12 protein-coding genes are annotated in these 13,877 nt (G+C 33.8%); 5 read left to right on the forward strand and 7 right to left on the reverse strand.

Features of this window, described 5'->3' with window-relative positions; genetic code table 11:
* The first annotated feature begins 97 nt into the window (after positions 1–97).
* Both WC622_RS00260 and WC622_RS00265 read left to right on the forward strand, forming a co-directional pair.
* Positions 98–1,861 (forward strand): hypothetical protein, encoded by a 1,764-nt coding sequence (locus WC622_RS00260; RefSeq protein WP_372816135.1) that lies wholly within the window; start codon positions 98–100, stop codon positions 1,859–1,861.
* Between the two features lie 341 nt (positions 1,862–2,202).
* Positions 2,203–4,005 (forward strand): hypothetical protein, encoded by a 1,803-nt coding sequence (locus WC622_RS00265; protein WP_372816137.1) that lies wholly within the window; start codon positions 2,203–2,205, stop codon positions 4,003–4,005.
* Positions 4,006–4,103: 98 nt separating this feature from the next.
* Here WC622_RS00265 and WC622_RS00270 read toward each other — a convergent pair whose 3' ends face one another.
* The 6 genes from WC622_RS00270 to WC622_RS00295 all read right to left on the reverse strand — a co-directional run bounded on the left by WC622_RS00270 (position 4,104) and on the right by WC622_RS00295 (position 9,386).
* A complete protein-coding gene (locus tag WC622_RS00270) occupies positions 4,104–5,168 on the reverse strand; it encodes a branched-chain amino acid aminotransferase (protein ID WP_372816139.1) in 1,065 nt (354 codons plus the stop codon).
* A 54-nt stretch (positions 5,169–5,222) separates the two neighbouring features.
* Complete coding sequence (locus WC622_RS00275) at positions 5,223–6,188, reverse strand: tryptophan 2,3-dioxygenase family protein (RefSeq protein WP_372816141.1); 966 nt, start codon at positions 6,186–6,188, stop codon at positions 5,223–5,225.
* A 320-nt stretch (positions 6,189–6,508) separates the two neighbouring features.
* Positions 6,509–6,781, reverse strand: a complete 273-nt coding sequence (locus tag WC622_RS00280; protein ID WP_372816143.1) for a hypothetical protein — start codon at positions 6,779–6,781, stop codon at positions 6,509–6,511.
* Between the two features lie 4 nt (positions 6,782–6,785).
* Positions 6,786–6,998 carry a hypothetical protein gene (locus WC622_RS00285; protein ID WP_372816145.1) on the reverse strand — a complete coding sequence of 71 codons (213 nt, stop codon included), beginning with the start codon at positions 6,996–6,998 and terminating at the stop codon, positions 6,786–6,788.
* Between the two features lie 121 nt (positions 6,999–7,119).
* On the reverse strand, positions 7,120–8,418 hold the full coding sequence (locus tag WC622_RS00290) for an HAD-IB family phosphatase (protein WP_372816147.1): 1,299 nt from the start codon (positions 8,416–8,418) through the stop codon (positions 7,120–7,122).
* A 5-nt stretch (positions 8,419–8,423) separates the two neighbouring features.
* Positions 8,424–9,386, reverse strand: a complete 963-nt coding sequence (locus tag WC622_RS00295; protein ID WP_372816149.1) for an NAD-dependent epimerase/dehydratase family protein — start codon at positions 9,384–9,386, stop codon at positions 8,424–8,426.
* Between the two features lie 76 nt (positions 9,387–9,462).
* Between WC622_RS00295 and WC622_RS00300 the strand changes: the two genes are divergently transcribed.
* Both WC622_RS00300 and WC622_RS00305 read left to right on the forward strand, forming a co-directional pair.
* Entirely contained in the window at positions 9,463–10,644 is a 1,182-nt protein-coding gene (locus WC622_RS00300) for a formimidoylglutamase (protein ID WP_372816358.1), read from the forward strand.
* 77 nt (positions 10,645–10,721) lie between these two features.
* Positions 10,722–11,888: a redoxin domain-containing protein gene (locus WC622_RS00305; protein WP_372816151.1), complete on the forward strand. Its 1,167-nt coding sequence runs from the start codon at positions 10,722–10,724 to the stop codon at positions 11,886–11,888.
* A 189-nt stretch (positions 11,889–12,077) separates the two neighbouring features.
* Here the strand turns inward: WC622_RS00305 and purD are convergent, their stop codons facing one another.
* Positions 12,078–13,349, reverse strand: coding sequence for a phosphoribosylamine--glycine ligase (gene purD / locus WC622_RS00310; protein WP_372816153.1), 1,272 nt, complete (start codon positions 13,347–13,349; stop codon positions 12,078–12,080).
* Between the two features lie 122 nt (positions 13,350–13,471).
* On the opposite strand from purD, the gene WC622_RS00315 reads away from it, so the two are divergent.
* Positions 13,472–13,774 carry a hypothetical protein gene (locus tag WC622_RS00315; protein ID WP_372816155.1) on the forward strand — a complete coding sequence of 101 codons (303 nt, stop codon included), beginning with the start codon at positions 13,472–13,474 and terminating at the stop codon, positions 13,772–13,774.
* Positions 13,775–13,877: the final 103 nt, after the last annotated feature.

Here is a 13,877-nt window from a genome sequence, read left to right on the forward strand (position 1 = left end):
TTAATTTGTAAATGACAAATTGTCAGCATCAAAAATATCTCTCCTTACAAATTTCAAACAAAACAACCACATTGTAGGTTATTACGTAAATCTTTTTATGCCAGCTAAAAAACGCAATACAAAAAAAATATTAGGATGGACTGGAGGCATTTTGCTAACGCTCATTCTTTTAATTGGAGGAGTGGCTATTTATTTGAGTGCCAAGTGGAAACCTTTGTTAACGGAAAAAATTAAGGAAGGAGTATATAGTGGCTCGAATCATTTATACCAAGTAAATTTTAAAGACATTCATTTAAACTTGATTACAGGCAATCTGGTGCTAGATAGTGTTTTTCTAACGCCAGATACAAATGTCTTTAATCAACTTAAAGCCATAAAGAAGGCCCCTACACATTTATTTAGAATTAAGTTGGCGCACTTGAAGTTGAGTAGAATTGGAATTTTAACTGCTTATTTTGATAAAAAGATAAAAATAAATTCTATCCAATTGGACCATCCATCAATTGATATGATTTACCATAAAGTGCCTAAGAAAATAGATACAACCGAAGTAGAACAAACGCTTTATCAACAGATTTCAAAATCCATTAAATCGATTAGAATTGGAGGCATTAATGTTGTAGATGCTGATTTCGATTATTATAGTGGATTGAAAAAATTAAATGGAGTAAAACATTTAACCCTTAATGCAAAAGATATTTTAGTTGATTCACTTTCTCAGTATGACACTACACGTGTTTTTCACGCCAAAAACATTGGATTCGAATTAAGCGGCTACAAGAGTACTACAAAAGATAAAATGTACACCATTACCGTAGATACAGTTCGTGGTTCGTTTAGTAAAAAAACACTGCATGTAAGAGGCGTAAAGCTTACTCCATTATATCCTGATTTAACGTTTAGCCGTAAATATAATGCACAAAAGGACCGTTATGATTTAAGCTTTAAAGAAATTAATTTGACAGGGGTAGATTTTATATCCTTAAATAATGATGGAAATTTACATGCTAAACGATTAGAGATTGGGCCGGCAAAAGTTGCTGTGTTTTTGAACAGAGAATTACCACCGCCAAATTTTGACAAAGGAAAAAATTACCCTCACAATGCTTTAAAAAGATTGCCAATTGAAACCTTAATTGATACGTTAAGTATAAACAAAATTGATATTGATTATACAGAGTATAATGTTAAAACCAAAGAAAGAGGAACCTTACACTTAACAAATTTAGGTGGAAAAATTTTAAATATTACCAATGATTCCTTAAGGTTAGTGAAGAAGAATCATGCTTATGCGGATTTAACTACTCATGTTATGGGAACTGGGAAATTGAATGTTAAAATCGATTTTAATTTAACAGACAAAGCTGCATCATTTAGTTATGTTGGTCATGTAAGTCCATTTAATTTAAAAGTATTAAATCCACTTTCTAAGTCGTTGGGATTAGTAACTATTGATGATGGCAATGTAAAAAGTGTAGATTTTAACATCTCTGCCAATGAAAGAGGGAGTTCTGGAACGGTTAAGTTTGCTTATAATGATTTGAAAATTAATTTGCTGAAAGAAGATGAAAATGGGGTAAAAGAGAAGAAAGGATTATTATCTTTTTTAGCAAATACCATTTTAATTAAAAATGATAATCCAACTAAAGGCGAAGCCCTAAGAGTAAGCAATATTACTTTTGTCCGCGTGCCACAAGCCTCGTTTTTTAATTTAATGTGGAAGAGTGTTTTTATAGGAATTAGAGAAACTGTTGGTATTGGAGTTGTTCCTGTAAAACCTATGAAAGAACCTATCTCAAGTAAAAAAGCAGAGCGGATTAAAAAGCGAGCGGAACGAAAAGCAGAACGGGAAAAAAATTAATAAAGTTTTGAAATTTAGCAGAAAGGAAGCACTACTTAGTACATTTTCTTTAAAGTATAATTTTCATGCGCAGTATTTGTTTAATTATTTGAATATAATAGGGAAATAACAAGAACTATACATAGTCAATAACACTATTTTCACCCTGTTACCACCCTGTTATCACCCTGTTAATACCCTGTAATTTAGGATGCGGTAGCAAGGCTTCAATAAGTTGTTATGCTAAGACCTGAATATTAACTACAACGATAATCCTGATGCATTTTTCATAAGCTTAGGCGGCACCATTTCTTAAATGGCTATATTTTACTATATTGGATCACAAAAAATTGAACTCCAATATGGCTGAAAAAGCACCACGAAAATTTAAAATTTTAAAATGGATAATAAGCATTGTGCTATTCATTTCATTAGTTTTAGTTGGTGCATCTTGGTATATCAGTGTAAAGTTTAAACCCTTAATTAGGAAAGAAATTACTGAACTGGTACAGAGATCAACACATGGTTTGTACCATATAGAATTTTCGCAAATACACACCAACTTTATTACAGGTTCTGCCACAATTAATGATGTAAATATTATACCAGACACAAACGTGTTTAAATTGCTCATTGCAGCTAAAAAGGCACCAAACAATCTGTATTACATTCGTCTTAAAAAACTTTCTATTAAAAAATTCCATCCCTATGATATCTATTTCAATAAAAAGGTAGATATCAGTTTGCTTTTGTTCGATAATCCGGATATCACAATGGTGAACAAGCATTTTGATTTTAATGATAATCGACCTCCTAGACCACGTAAATCGCCTTATGATTACATCAAAAACTTATTTAAATCTTTAAGAATTCAGGTAGTAGATTTTAAAAATGTGCGATTTAAATACGTCAATAATAATGAACTCTTACCCGATATAGATTCTGTTGCTAATCTTAACGTGACCTTAAATGATTGGTTAATTGATTCGCTTTCTGCACAAGATACGACTAGGCTATATTTGCTAAAAGATGTGAATATAAATTTAAGTAATTATAGTTATGCTACGCCTGATAGCATGTATCACATCAACATAAATCAATTGGATTTTAACGCATCTAGCGGAAAAGTAAACATTAAACAATTCGGATTAATACCTCGTTACAGTGAAGCTAATTTTGCTAAAATTGCAGGCTATGCCAGAGATCGTTTTACCATTCAACTTAATAATATCAGCCTTGATGGCATTGATTTACCCGCTTATATCCAGAAAAGAGAATTAATTGCTAAGCAGATGAGTATAGCTGATGGCGGAGTTGCGGTTTTCAATAATAACACTTTTCCAAAATTGGAGAAAATTAAAACAGGAAGATTTCCCCATCAACTTTTGCAACAATTAAAGGCGCAATTGACCATAAAAAAAATAAAACTGAGCAATATTGATGTCAGTTATACAGAATTTGATAAAACAAGCCAGCAACGAGGTAAAATAAGTTTTGAAAATACCTCTGGAGCTATAACGAATGTGACCAATGCTATAAAAGTGAAAACTGTAAATCCGATTATGCAAGCCGATTTGTTGAGTTATGTAATGGGGCAGGGGAAATTAGCCATCAATTTTAAATTTAATCTCAACTCGCCAACTGGAGAATTTGCATATAAAGGCGCAATTACTAATTTGGATGGACGCAAATTAAATCAGATTACTAAACCTTTGGGCATGGTTCAAGTAAATAAAGGGATGATTAAAAGTTTAGCGTTTGATATTAAGGCTAATCAAAATGTGGCTAAAGGGAAAGTTGATTTTGCTTTTAATGATTTATCGGTGGCCTTGTTAAAAAAAGAAGAAGGAAAGGCTAGATTAGTTAAAAAAGGACTGTTATCTATTTTGGCAAATGCATTGGTTATTTACTCAGATAACCCCAGTAAAGATGGGAAATTCACCTCAGCTCCAATTAGTTTTACGAGACAACCTACTGGGTCTTTCTTCAGTTTTATTTGGAAAACACTTTACCAAGGCGTAAAATATAGCGTGGGTGTTACACCCCAAAAAGAAGCGGAAATTAAAGCGCAGGTTGCCAAATTTGAAAAGATGAAAGATGATAGAGATGACCGGAGAAGACGTAGGCAAATACGCATAGAGAAAAAGGAGAGAGAGCAGCGTTAAATAAAAAATCCCTTACATGTTTTAAGATGTAAGGGATTTTTATTTATAGATCCTTCACTTCTGCTACGCTCAGTGCAAGATAGCTCAGGATGACAAAATTATACGATCCAGTTCCAGCCAAATCTATCTTCAGCTAAACCATTTCTAATATCATTTAATTCTTTTGCAAGGCTAATAGAAACAGTACGAGTGCTTGCATCACTTAATTTATAAAGCTCGCCTTCGTAACCAATTTCGCCAATTTGAGTAACTGTAGCTGCGGTACCAACAGCAAATGCCTCGGTTAATTTTCCGTTTTTAGCACCTTCAATAATTTCAGCAATGGTTACTTTTCTTTCTTCAACTGTAATTCCTTTATCTTTTGCTAAAGTGATAATCGTATCACGAGTTACGCCATTTAAAATGGTTTCACTTACTGCAGCAGTAATTAATTTACCATCTAAAACAAACATTACGTTAGCTGCACCAGACTCTTCTACTAAAGTATGTGTAGCAGAATCTGTCCAGATCAATTGGTCGAAACCTTCTTTTTGTGCTTCTGCAAATGGGTATAATGAACGAGCATAATTTCCAGCGGTTTTGGCGTAACCAACACCACCTTCATTTGCACGAGTATATTTTGTTTCGATTTTAACTTTTAACGCTTTGGTGTAATAAGGGCCAGTCGGAGTTGCCAATAAAACGAATTTATAGGTATCACTTGCTTTTACACCTAAGGAAGAATCGGTGGCAAACATTACTGGTCTTAAATACAACGAGTAATTTTCTTGTGTTGGCACCCAACCTTTATCAATGTTAATTAAAGCAGAAATAGCTTGCATAAAAATCTCTTCCGGAATAGTAGGCATCGCAATACGATCTGCAGAAATATTAAAACGTTCAAAGTTTTTGTTCGCTCTAAATACACTGATTTCGCCATTTGGTAAGCGATACGCTTTCATTCCTTCAAAAATTGCTTGTCCGTAATGTAAAGCAGAAATTGCAGGGCTCATTGGAATTGGTCCATAGGGTAAAATCTGCAAATTCTTCCATTCTCCACCTTCAAAATCTGCCATAAACATATGGTCTGTGAAAATTTTTCCGAATGGGATGTCTTTAAATTCTGTACTAGCTAATCTCGGATTGCTAGTTTCGGTAACCTTAATTTGTAAAGTATCTATCACTGCCTTAGGTATTAATTTGATGCAAAAGTACGAAAAAACACGTTTGAACGCAATTTATTTTTCTTTTCGAAGTGTTTGCAATACACTAAGCACCCATCCTTTTCCCCATTCTTCTAGTTGTTCGGAGGTCCATAAAAACGGATAAAAAATGCGCTTTTGAAAACGCGGAGGCAAATATTTTTGCCAGTTTGTTCCACCAGTTGCAGCAATATCAACAGGATCTTTCTCTAAATAGCGTACAGCAGATTTATAATGCGATAATGGCCATTCTACGTTAACATACAAATCTAATTTTCGCAATTCTTCCCCCAGCTCATTTACATCTTCTCCCTTTTCTTTTAGTTGATGATATAAAGCGGAGAAATTGCTGTGCTCACGCTCTTTTGCTAAAGCTAAAAACTGATCTGCATATTTTTTTATGAACTGTTTTAAGGTTAAAGTTTGTTTCCCACTAGATAATTCAGTTGCTCCAAATTTCCAATAAATGTGTTCGAATTTTTGTTCGATTGTGCAATTTCTTAAAGCCTCACGCTGACTTTTATCTACTAATTGGGTAAAATCTGTAGCACTAATTTCAATCATTCGGTATTGCCCTGATTGAAATCCGCTAGCGGGCAGCAATGACATACGGAATTTTAAGAACTGTTCTTTTTCCATGCCATTTACCATTACCTCGAAAGATGAGGTTAACGCATTAAAGTAAGCATTTATCCGTTTTACACGTTCCGTGAAAAATTTAGCAGTTAACTGTTGGTGTGTCGAAATTTGCTGGCATTCGTGTAAACAAAGTTTAAAGTACAATTCCGTAATTTGATGGTACATGATGAAAATTTCCTCATCAGGGAATGGCGTTTTTGGGCTTTGTAAACTTAATAAAGTGTCTAAGTGGATATAATCCCAATAGGTTAAAAAATCGGCGTACAATAAACCATCAAGATAGGAGGCCATATCTTGCCCCATCGCTTCGTATTTTTCTTGAAGCTTGTTTATTTTGTCTTTTATTTCTGGTGTAAAATCCATGAATTGTTGTAATTAGTGTGCATAAAAATATAGGCTGCAATTTGTTTGCAGCAATAAATTATTGACTAATTAATTAACTCGGTCTCGCAATAATTAAACTAATGAAAGAAGTCCATTTCCAAGTTTTAAAACCCATGAGTATGTTTGTTGCTTTGTCAATCTACAAAAGATTGACAAAGTTCTAATTAAAAATCGTCAATTATGAAATTATCATTTAATAAATATTTTCCGCTATGATGAAAGTTTAAATATTCTTGTTCACCTCCAAACCACTTAATTACTTCATCTTTCATTAGCTTGCTAGGTTTAATGCTAATTATTCATTTATACGAGCTCCATTTCCAATTTCTAAAATCACCAATAAGATTATGTTTTTGAGGATTAGAGTGGATATAATAAATTAAATGCGTGAAGTAGTCATCATCATTCACTAACGCTCTTTTAAAAGGAGTTTGAAAAAGTGTACCAAATCTATTTTGCTGTTTATTAAATGCTAAGGCATAACTCTGAAAAAATATTCGAAACTGTTTACTTATAATTATATGAGTGTCAATGGTATCTTCAATTTGATTTGCCAATCTATAATTGCTCATATTTTCATTTACCCGAATTAAAATATGGAAAATGATTATCTAGTAAACAGTAAGCGTAAACATCGGCAACGCCTAAAAGATAAATTCGCAGTTTTTGCAGAAAAAATTCATTATTTCCATCATTAGCAAACATGTTTTTTTTATCAACTGTACGATTGTAAATATGATAAAATTTTCCATCTTCAAACTTGGTGTAATAATGTTCCTCCTTTGCCATATCGGAATGTTTGGTTTTGTTTTACTTTGTCAATCTTTTATAGATTGACAAAGTTTATTAGTGCAGTTTGCTTAGTTTTTCAAACTTTGACAATCTAGGAAGAAAGATTGTCAAAGTAGAGTTAATACAACACCCTAAACTTAATCGTATTTTCAATCTTTTTTAAAGATTTGAATAATTGCTTATCGTACTCTGCATTAATATCAGTTATGGCATAGCCCAAAGTTGGGTTTGTCATTAAAAATTGTCCAACAATGTTGATGTTGTGCTTAGCAAAAATAGTATTAATCTGCGCCATAATTCCAGGAACATTTTTGTGAATGTGAATTAAACGATGCGATTTATCAATAGCTGGCAATTGCAAATTCGGGAAATTAGTGCTCATATATGTCGTTCCCTTATTCATAAAATCGATTACTCGTTTTGGAATAAACGAAGCACTTCTCGGATTACTTTTTGGATCATCAAAAACTACAATTCCCATATTGGTACAGGTTTGAAAGGAGAATTTGTTTTTAGCATTTCCTAAATAACCAATTGTTTTTAGCTTAACCGCACGCTCCAGTTTTTCATTCTCTATCTTTTCGCCATCAGCTAATAAAATCATGCCCACATCGGCCACATATTTTTCTTCAAAAGAAGTTTTATGACGAATAGAAAAGCCATCCTTTTTAAGCAGAGCAATGCTTTCTGGAGAAACATCGCCAATTACCAAGCACAGAATTCTGTTTTTAGGATATGAAATCGCCCTTGGCAAGTTATTTACATATAGAAATTCATCAAAACTTGGGGTAACATGGTCGGCTTTTGAGACAATACTTTCGCGAGCAATATTTTCAGTAAAGGCAAAAAACTTCTTAATTAATCCACTTTCACGAAGTTGAAAATCTGAATAACCATCACCAATTCCATACAGATCTCCTTTTAAGTCCATTTGGCGCATCAGTTTTACTTTCCCGCCTTCTTCACTTAATGGATTTGCATGGTCGTAATCTATAATCTTTCCATCACCTGTGGTTACAAAAGTGTTGGCGTAAATATTTTCTTTTTTAATGTGATACTGACTTACAACGGGCGTAATAAACTCTTTAAATCCACCAGAAACAATTAAAACTTCATCCGCATGTTTCTTAAAAAACGCTGCGTTGCGAGAAAATGAGGCAGAAACTTTCTTCTTTAAACGCGTAATTAATTGCTTTAAATGATCTTCATTGGCTTCTAATAATTGTACACGTTTTGCTAAACTTTCAGAAAAAGAAAGTTTTCCTTCCATGGCTAAATTGGTGTAATCTTCAATTTTCTTAAAAATTGCTTCCTTATCTGGATGTTTGTTTAATGAGATACGGGCCAGCTCGTCTAATGCTTCTACTTGCGTAAAAGTGCTGTCAAAATCGATAATGTAATAGTTTTGTGCTTTCATTTAAGTTATTTCAAAGCTTGGCAAACTTCCAGAATGCTCTCTTTTAAAGGTTTAAAATTAATATTAATCGCGTTTTTAACTTTTGCATTGTTATAATAACTTAAGTTAAAACTACTTCTAGCGGCATCTCGGGTTAAAGCTGGTGCTTTTTGAGTAAATAAGGAAGCTAGTTTTGCTGCTCTCCAAGCAATGCCCAACATCCAAGGTTTTGCTTCCATTTTTGGAGCTCTAATTCCAAATCCTGTTGCAATTTCAGTAAAAAAATCCTTGTAATTTAAATTATCTGCGGACAGTGTATATCGTTCTGCGGTAATATCACTGTTCATTAAAAGTATCATTGCTTTTGCAACATCTTCTACATCAACAATTCCTGTTGCACCATCTGTGTAAAATTTCAAACCATCTTTAACGAGTTTAAAAATTGCTCCACTACCTTCAAAACCAGCGTTTTTTCCAATAATTACTGCCGGATTAACAATTACCGCATCTAATCCTTCTGCTACTCCACGCCAAACTTCCATTTCACCTTCGTATTTAGAAATAGCATATGCGTGAACTTTAGAATCGTATTCCCAAAAATCTTTCTCGGTAATTTGTTCTCCTTTTTTTGCATTTCCTAAAGCAGCAATAGAACTTACATGAACTAATCTAGCTTGATGCTCAGCGCAAAGATTTACAATATTTGAAGTTCCTTCGATGTTTATTTTTAGCAATTTAGCCTTGTCTTTGGGGTCGAAAGAAATAAAAGCAGCACAATGATAAACTTGAGTAACGTTTTCAAACGCATCTGCTAAACTTTCTGGCTCATTAATATCAGCAACAAACCACTCCACCAGTTTATTTTCTTTCAGTAAATCTGGAATAATTGAAGTTGTTCTTTTTAAAGCCCGAACCTTTAAATTTTGAGCCGTTAACTGTGTAATTAATTCTGCTCCTAAAAACCCTGTAGCGCCAGTTACCAGTATCATATCATTTTTTTTAGATAGCTCATTAATATATGCGCTCAAAAATAGATATTTGATGCCAAACATTTATATCGCTTTTATGTCTTTATCAGATTTTTTTTCGCCTATTAACCCCGATAAATTTAGCCCCAAGCAAGGATTTTTAACCAGTCAACTGGGATTAAAGGCTAGTTTTTACACCGATCGTTTTCCCGATTTGGAAGAAAATACCTATGATATTGCCATTTTTGGAGTAAAAGATGACAGAGGAGCGGTAAATAATAACGGTTGTGCTTTAGGGGCAGATCATTTTAGATCGCAATTTTATGCACTGAACGAAGGTGCTTTTACAAGTAGAATAATCGATTTAGGAAATATCATTGCAGGTAAAGAAATTTCAGACACCTATTTTGCGGTAAAAACTGTGGTAGCAGAGCTGATAAAATTAAATGTTTTGCCTGTAATTATTGGGGGTGGTCAGGATATTACCTATGCTCAATACATGGCGTATGAGAGCTTAGAGCAAAAGGTAGATTTAGTAGTCATCGATTCTAAATTTGATTTAGATGAAGACAATAATGATGGAATTGCAACTGATTCTAACTCGTATTTGAGCAAAATATTTTTACACCAACCTAATTATTTATTCAACTTTAGTAATGTGGGTTATCAAACCTATTTTGTAAATCAGGATAGCTTAAAAGTAATGGATAAGTTGTATTTTGATGTACATCGTTTAGGTGAGTTTTTGCAAGATATTTCATTAACAGAACCAATTATCCGCAATGCGAATATGATGAGCTTTGATATTGGTGCTGTTCGTTCTGCAGATGCTGGAGCAAATATAAATGCTGGGCCAAATGGTTTTTATGGTGAAGATATTTGTAGAATTACCAGGTATGCGGGGATGAATGATAAGCTGACTTCGATTGGTTTTTATGAGTTTAATCCGGCGTATGATCGTAATGGACAAACCGCAATGCTTCTTGCTCAAATGGTATGGTATTTTATCGATGGATTTTATAATCGAAAAAAAGACTTCCCATTAACACCAAAATCTCAATACATTATCTACAGAACAAGTTTAAAAGATGGTTCTGGCGAAATGAATTTCGTTAAAAGTAAACGCTCAGATCGTTGGTGGATGCAAGTTCCGTATCCTACTGGAATTTCTAAAAATGAAAGATATCATCTTGTTCCTTGCCGATATGAAGACTATAATACTGCAGTTAATGGAGAAATGCCAGATTTATGGTGGAGAACCTACCAAAAGCTAGGATAATTTTACAATAGAATTTCGCTAAAAAAAATTACGTTTACTATTTTTGATAAATCACTCCCCCTAAAACCCTATTGACAATGAAAAAAATAATTTTATCTGCTCTTTGCCTATTGCCACTAGGCTTAATGGCGCAAGACTTTACTGTAAAAGGTAAAGTTGGTAATTTAAACGAACCAGCTAAAGCATTTTTGGTGTATCGTGTTGGCTCAAATAGCATTACAGATTCTGCAACTTTAGTAAATGGAACGTTCGAATTTAAAGGTGCTATAGATGGTCCTACATCAGCATCTATCCGAGTTAAGCATGATGCAGCACCGGTTGACCCTAAAAAAAGAGTTCCTTCTGATGTGATTTCTCTTTATTTAGAAAAAGCAACGATTAATGTTGATGCAACTGATTCGATTAAATATGCTAAAATAACTGGATCAAAAGTAAACGATGACAATGCAAGGTTTAAGTCTTTATTTAAAAAGATGGATGCTGATGTAGCTGTTTTAATGAAAGAATACAACGGTTATACAACCGAGCAGAAGAAAGATACCGTGTTTATGAAACCTTTTATGGCTAAGTATAATGCTGCAAATAAAGAAAGAGATCCATTGACAAAGAAATTCGCATCAGAAAATTTAGATTCATATATAGGTTTAGTTGCGTTTAGAAGTTCAATGGGATATGATATTGATCCAAAGGTTGTTGAGCCAGAATTTTTAAAATATTCTGCAGCGGTAAGAGCAACTCAATATGGTAAAGACATTCAAACTGCTATTGATGGAGCTAAGAAAACTCAAATTGGAATTACTGCAGTTAATTTTACTCAAAACGACAGACACGGTATGCCAGTTCATCTATCCGATTTTAAAGGAAGTTATGTATTGGTAGATTTCTGGGCATCTTGGTGTGGCCCATGTAGGGGAGAAAACCCGAATGTGGTTGCTGCTTATAATAAATATAGACATAATGGATTTACCGTTTTAGGTGTTTCTTTAGATGGCGGGAATACTCGTACTACAAAAGAAGCTTGGTTAAAAGCAGTTAAAGATGATGGCTTAGCGTGGACACATGTTACTGATTTAAAAGGATGGGATAATACTGTATCAAAAAGCTTTGGTGTACAAGCAATTCCATTTAACTTTTTAGTAGATCCGAACGGAAAAATTATTGCTCGTAACATTAGAGGCGAAGAATTACAAACTAAATTAGCCGAAATTCTTGGCAAGAAAGAAGGAAAAACATTATCTAAATAAAACAATTGATATTAAACAGAAAAGGCTTGATAATTTATCGAGCCTTTTCTGTTATTGGTATTTTAACTCGCTCCGTCATTCCCATGAAAATGGGAATCGTAAAGCAATAAAAAAGAGTTTATATCAATGCATCATATACTATCGCATTACGATGCCCAGTCAAGCTGAGCATGATGATTTACAGATTAATTACATCAAATCGAAACCTATATCTTCTCTAAAGTATTTGCCATCAAAGTAAATGCGACCAGCATCTGCAGTAGCTCTTTGTAAGGCATTAAACTGGTCATCTTGTAAACTGGTAATGGCAATAACTCTACCGCCATTTGTTTTAACAATACCGCCTTCTAAACTAGTTCCAGCATGGAAAGCCAAAGAATCACGTAGGTTTTCAATTCCAGAAATTGCTTTCCCTTTTTCATAGTCACCTGGATAACCACCTGCAACAATCATTATAGTTGCTGCATTTTTCTTACTGATTTTTAATTGGTAATCAGCTAATTTTTTATCGGCACACGCAATGAATAATTCGACTAAGTCACTTTCTATTCGAGGAATAACACTTTCCGTTTCTGGATCGCCCATGCGGCAATTGTATTCAATTACATAAGGTTTATCGCCAACTTTAATTAATCCAAAGAAAATAAAACCTGTATACTCAATGTTATCTTTTATTAAACCATCAATTGTTGGTTGAATAATCTCTTGTTTTACTTGAGCCATAAATGCTTCATCAGCAAATGGAACTGGAGAAACAGAACCCATTCCGCCAGTATTTAAACCCGTATCGCCCTGACCAATTCTTTTGTAATCTTTCGCCTCTGGTAAAATCACATAGTTTTTCCCATCGCTCAATACAAAAACTGAAAGTTCAATTCCTGTTAAAAATTCTTCAATTACAACGGTACTTCCGGCATTGCCGAACTTTCCACCTAGCATTAATTTTAATTCTTCTTGCGCTTCTGCAACGTTGTCTAAAATTAAAACTCCCTTTCCAGCTGCTAAACCATCAGCTTTTAATACAATTGGCGTAGCATGATTTTGCAGATACGCTAATCCATCAGCTAAGTTTTCATTCGTAAAAGATTTAGATGCAGCAGTAGGAATGCCATGGCGTTCCATAAATTGCTTAGAAAAATCTTTACTTCCTTCTAAAATTGCGCCTTCTTTTTTTGGCCCGATAACGGGGATGTGAGTTAATTCCTCGTCGTTAGCAAAAAAATCATGAATACCATTTACTAAAGGTTCTTCTGGTCCAACTACTAAAAGATTAATATTTTCTTTTAGAGCAAAGGTTTTTACAGCTTCAAAATCATTTGGATTTAGAGTTACATTTTTGCCGTAAGCGCCAGTGCCGGCATTACCAGGGGCGATAAATAATTTTGAGCAGTGAGTAGATTGGCTCATTTTCCAAGCAAAAGCACATTCTCTTCCGCCAGAACCTAACAATAAAATATTCATGCAAGCAAAGATATTGCTTTCAGTTAAAAAGAGCGGTAAATAAATTAGCTAATTCCTAAATACTTATAATTAACTAATTAGATTTCTGTATGTAAAAGATTAAAATTAGATTTGCCGCACGAATGAAACACGTTGTTGCCATATCACTTGTATTTTTTAGCCTTACTCATCTCGCAAAAGCGGAAGATGTAGGGAGGTTAAAACTATTAACAGAGCGGTATTGTAATAAAACTCAAAACGATTCTCAAGTTGTTAATACAGCTATTAATCAGCCTAACGACCAAAGAAATCCATTCTTACTATCTTATAGTGAATTAACTTTAATTGGTTTATTGCCAGAAGTTAAGGTTGCAAAACACGTTACATATAATCACATCGTTGCTGATTTAACGATACGGAAAAAACCAAAAAATAATAGCCCCTAGTTATTTTCCTCTTTAATATATAAATCCCAGTCTAATCAGATTAGGGAAGGAATTTATTATGCCGCAACTGCCAAGTTGACTTAGTTTAAGCAATGGCTTGGTT

This window comes from Pedobacter sp., assembly GCF_041662865.1.
Lineage (GTDB): Bacteria > Bacteroidota > Bacteroidia > Sphingobacteriales > Sphingobacteriaceae > Pedobacter.

Bases quoted from the DNA above. Each gene is read 5' to 3' on its own strand.
- WC622_RS00295 (WP_372816149.1), bottom strand. From the start codon at position 9,386: ATGATACTGGTAACTGGCGCTACAGGGTTTTTAGGAGCAGAATTAATT.
- WC622_RS00280 (WP_372816143.1), bottom strand. From the start codon at position 6,781: ATGAGCAATTATAGATTGGCAAATCAAATTGAAGATACCATTGACACT.
- WC622_RS00290 (WP_372816147.1), bottom strand. From the start codon at position 8,418: ATGAAAGCACAAAACTATTACATTATCGATTTTGACAGCACTTTTACG.
- WC622_RS00285 (WP_372816145.1), bottom strand. From the start codon at position 6,998: ATGGCAAAGGAGGAACATTATTACACCAAGTTTGAAGATGGAAAATTT.
- WC622_RS00265 (WP_372816137.1), top strand. From the start codon at position 2,203: ATGGCTGAAAAAGCACCACGAAAATTTAAAATTTTAAAATGGATAATA.
- WC622_RS00260 (WP_372816135.1), top strand. From the start codon at position 98: ATGCCAGCTAAAAAACGCAATACAAAAAAAATATTAGGATGGACTGGA.
- purD (WP_372816153.1), bottom strand. From the start codon at position 13,349: ATGAATATTTTATTGTTAGGTTCTGGCGGAAGAGAATGTGCTTTTGCT.
- WC622_RS00305 (WP_372816151.1), top strand. From the start codon at position 10,722: ATGAAAAAAATAATTTTATCTGCTCTTTGCCTATTGCCACTAGGCTTA.
- WC622_RS00315 (WP_372816155.1), top strand. From the start codon at position 13,472: ATGAAACACGTTGTTGCCATATCACTTGTATTTTTTAGCCTTACTCAT.
- WC622_RS00275 (WP_372816141.1), bottom strand. From the start codon at position 6,188: ATGGATTTTACACCAGAAATAAAAGACAAAATAAACAAGCTTCAAGAA.
- WC622_RS00300 (WP_372816358.1), top strand. From the start codon at position 9,463: ATGTCTTTATCAGATTTTTTTTCGCCTATTAACCCCGATAAATTTAGC.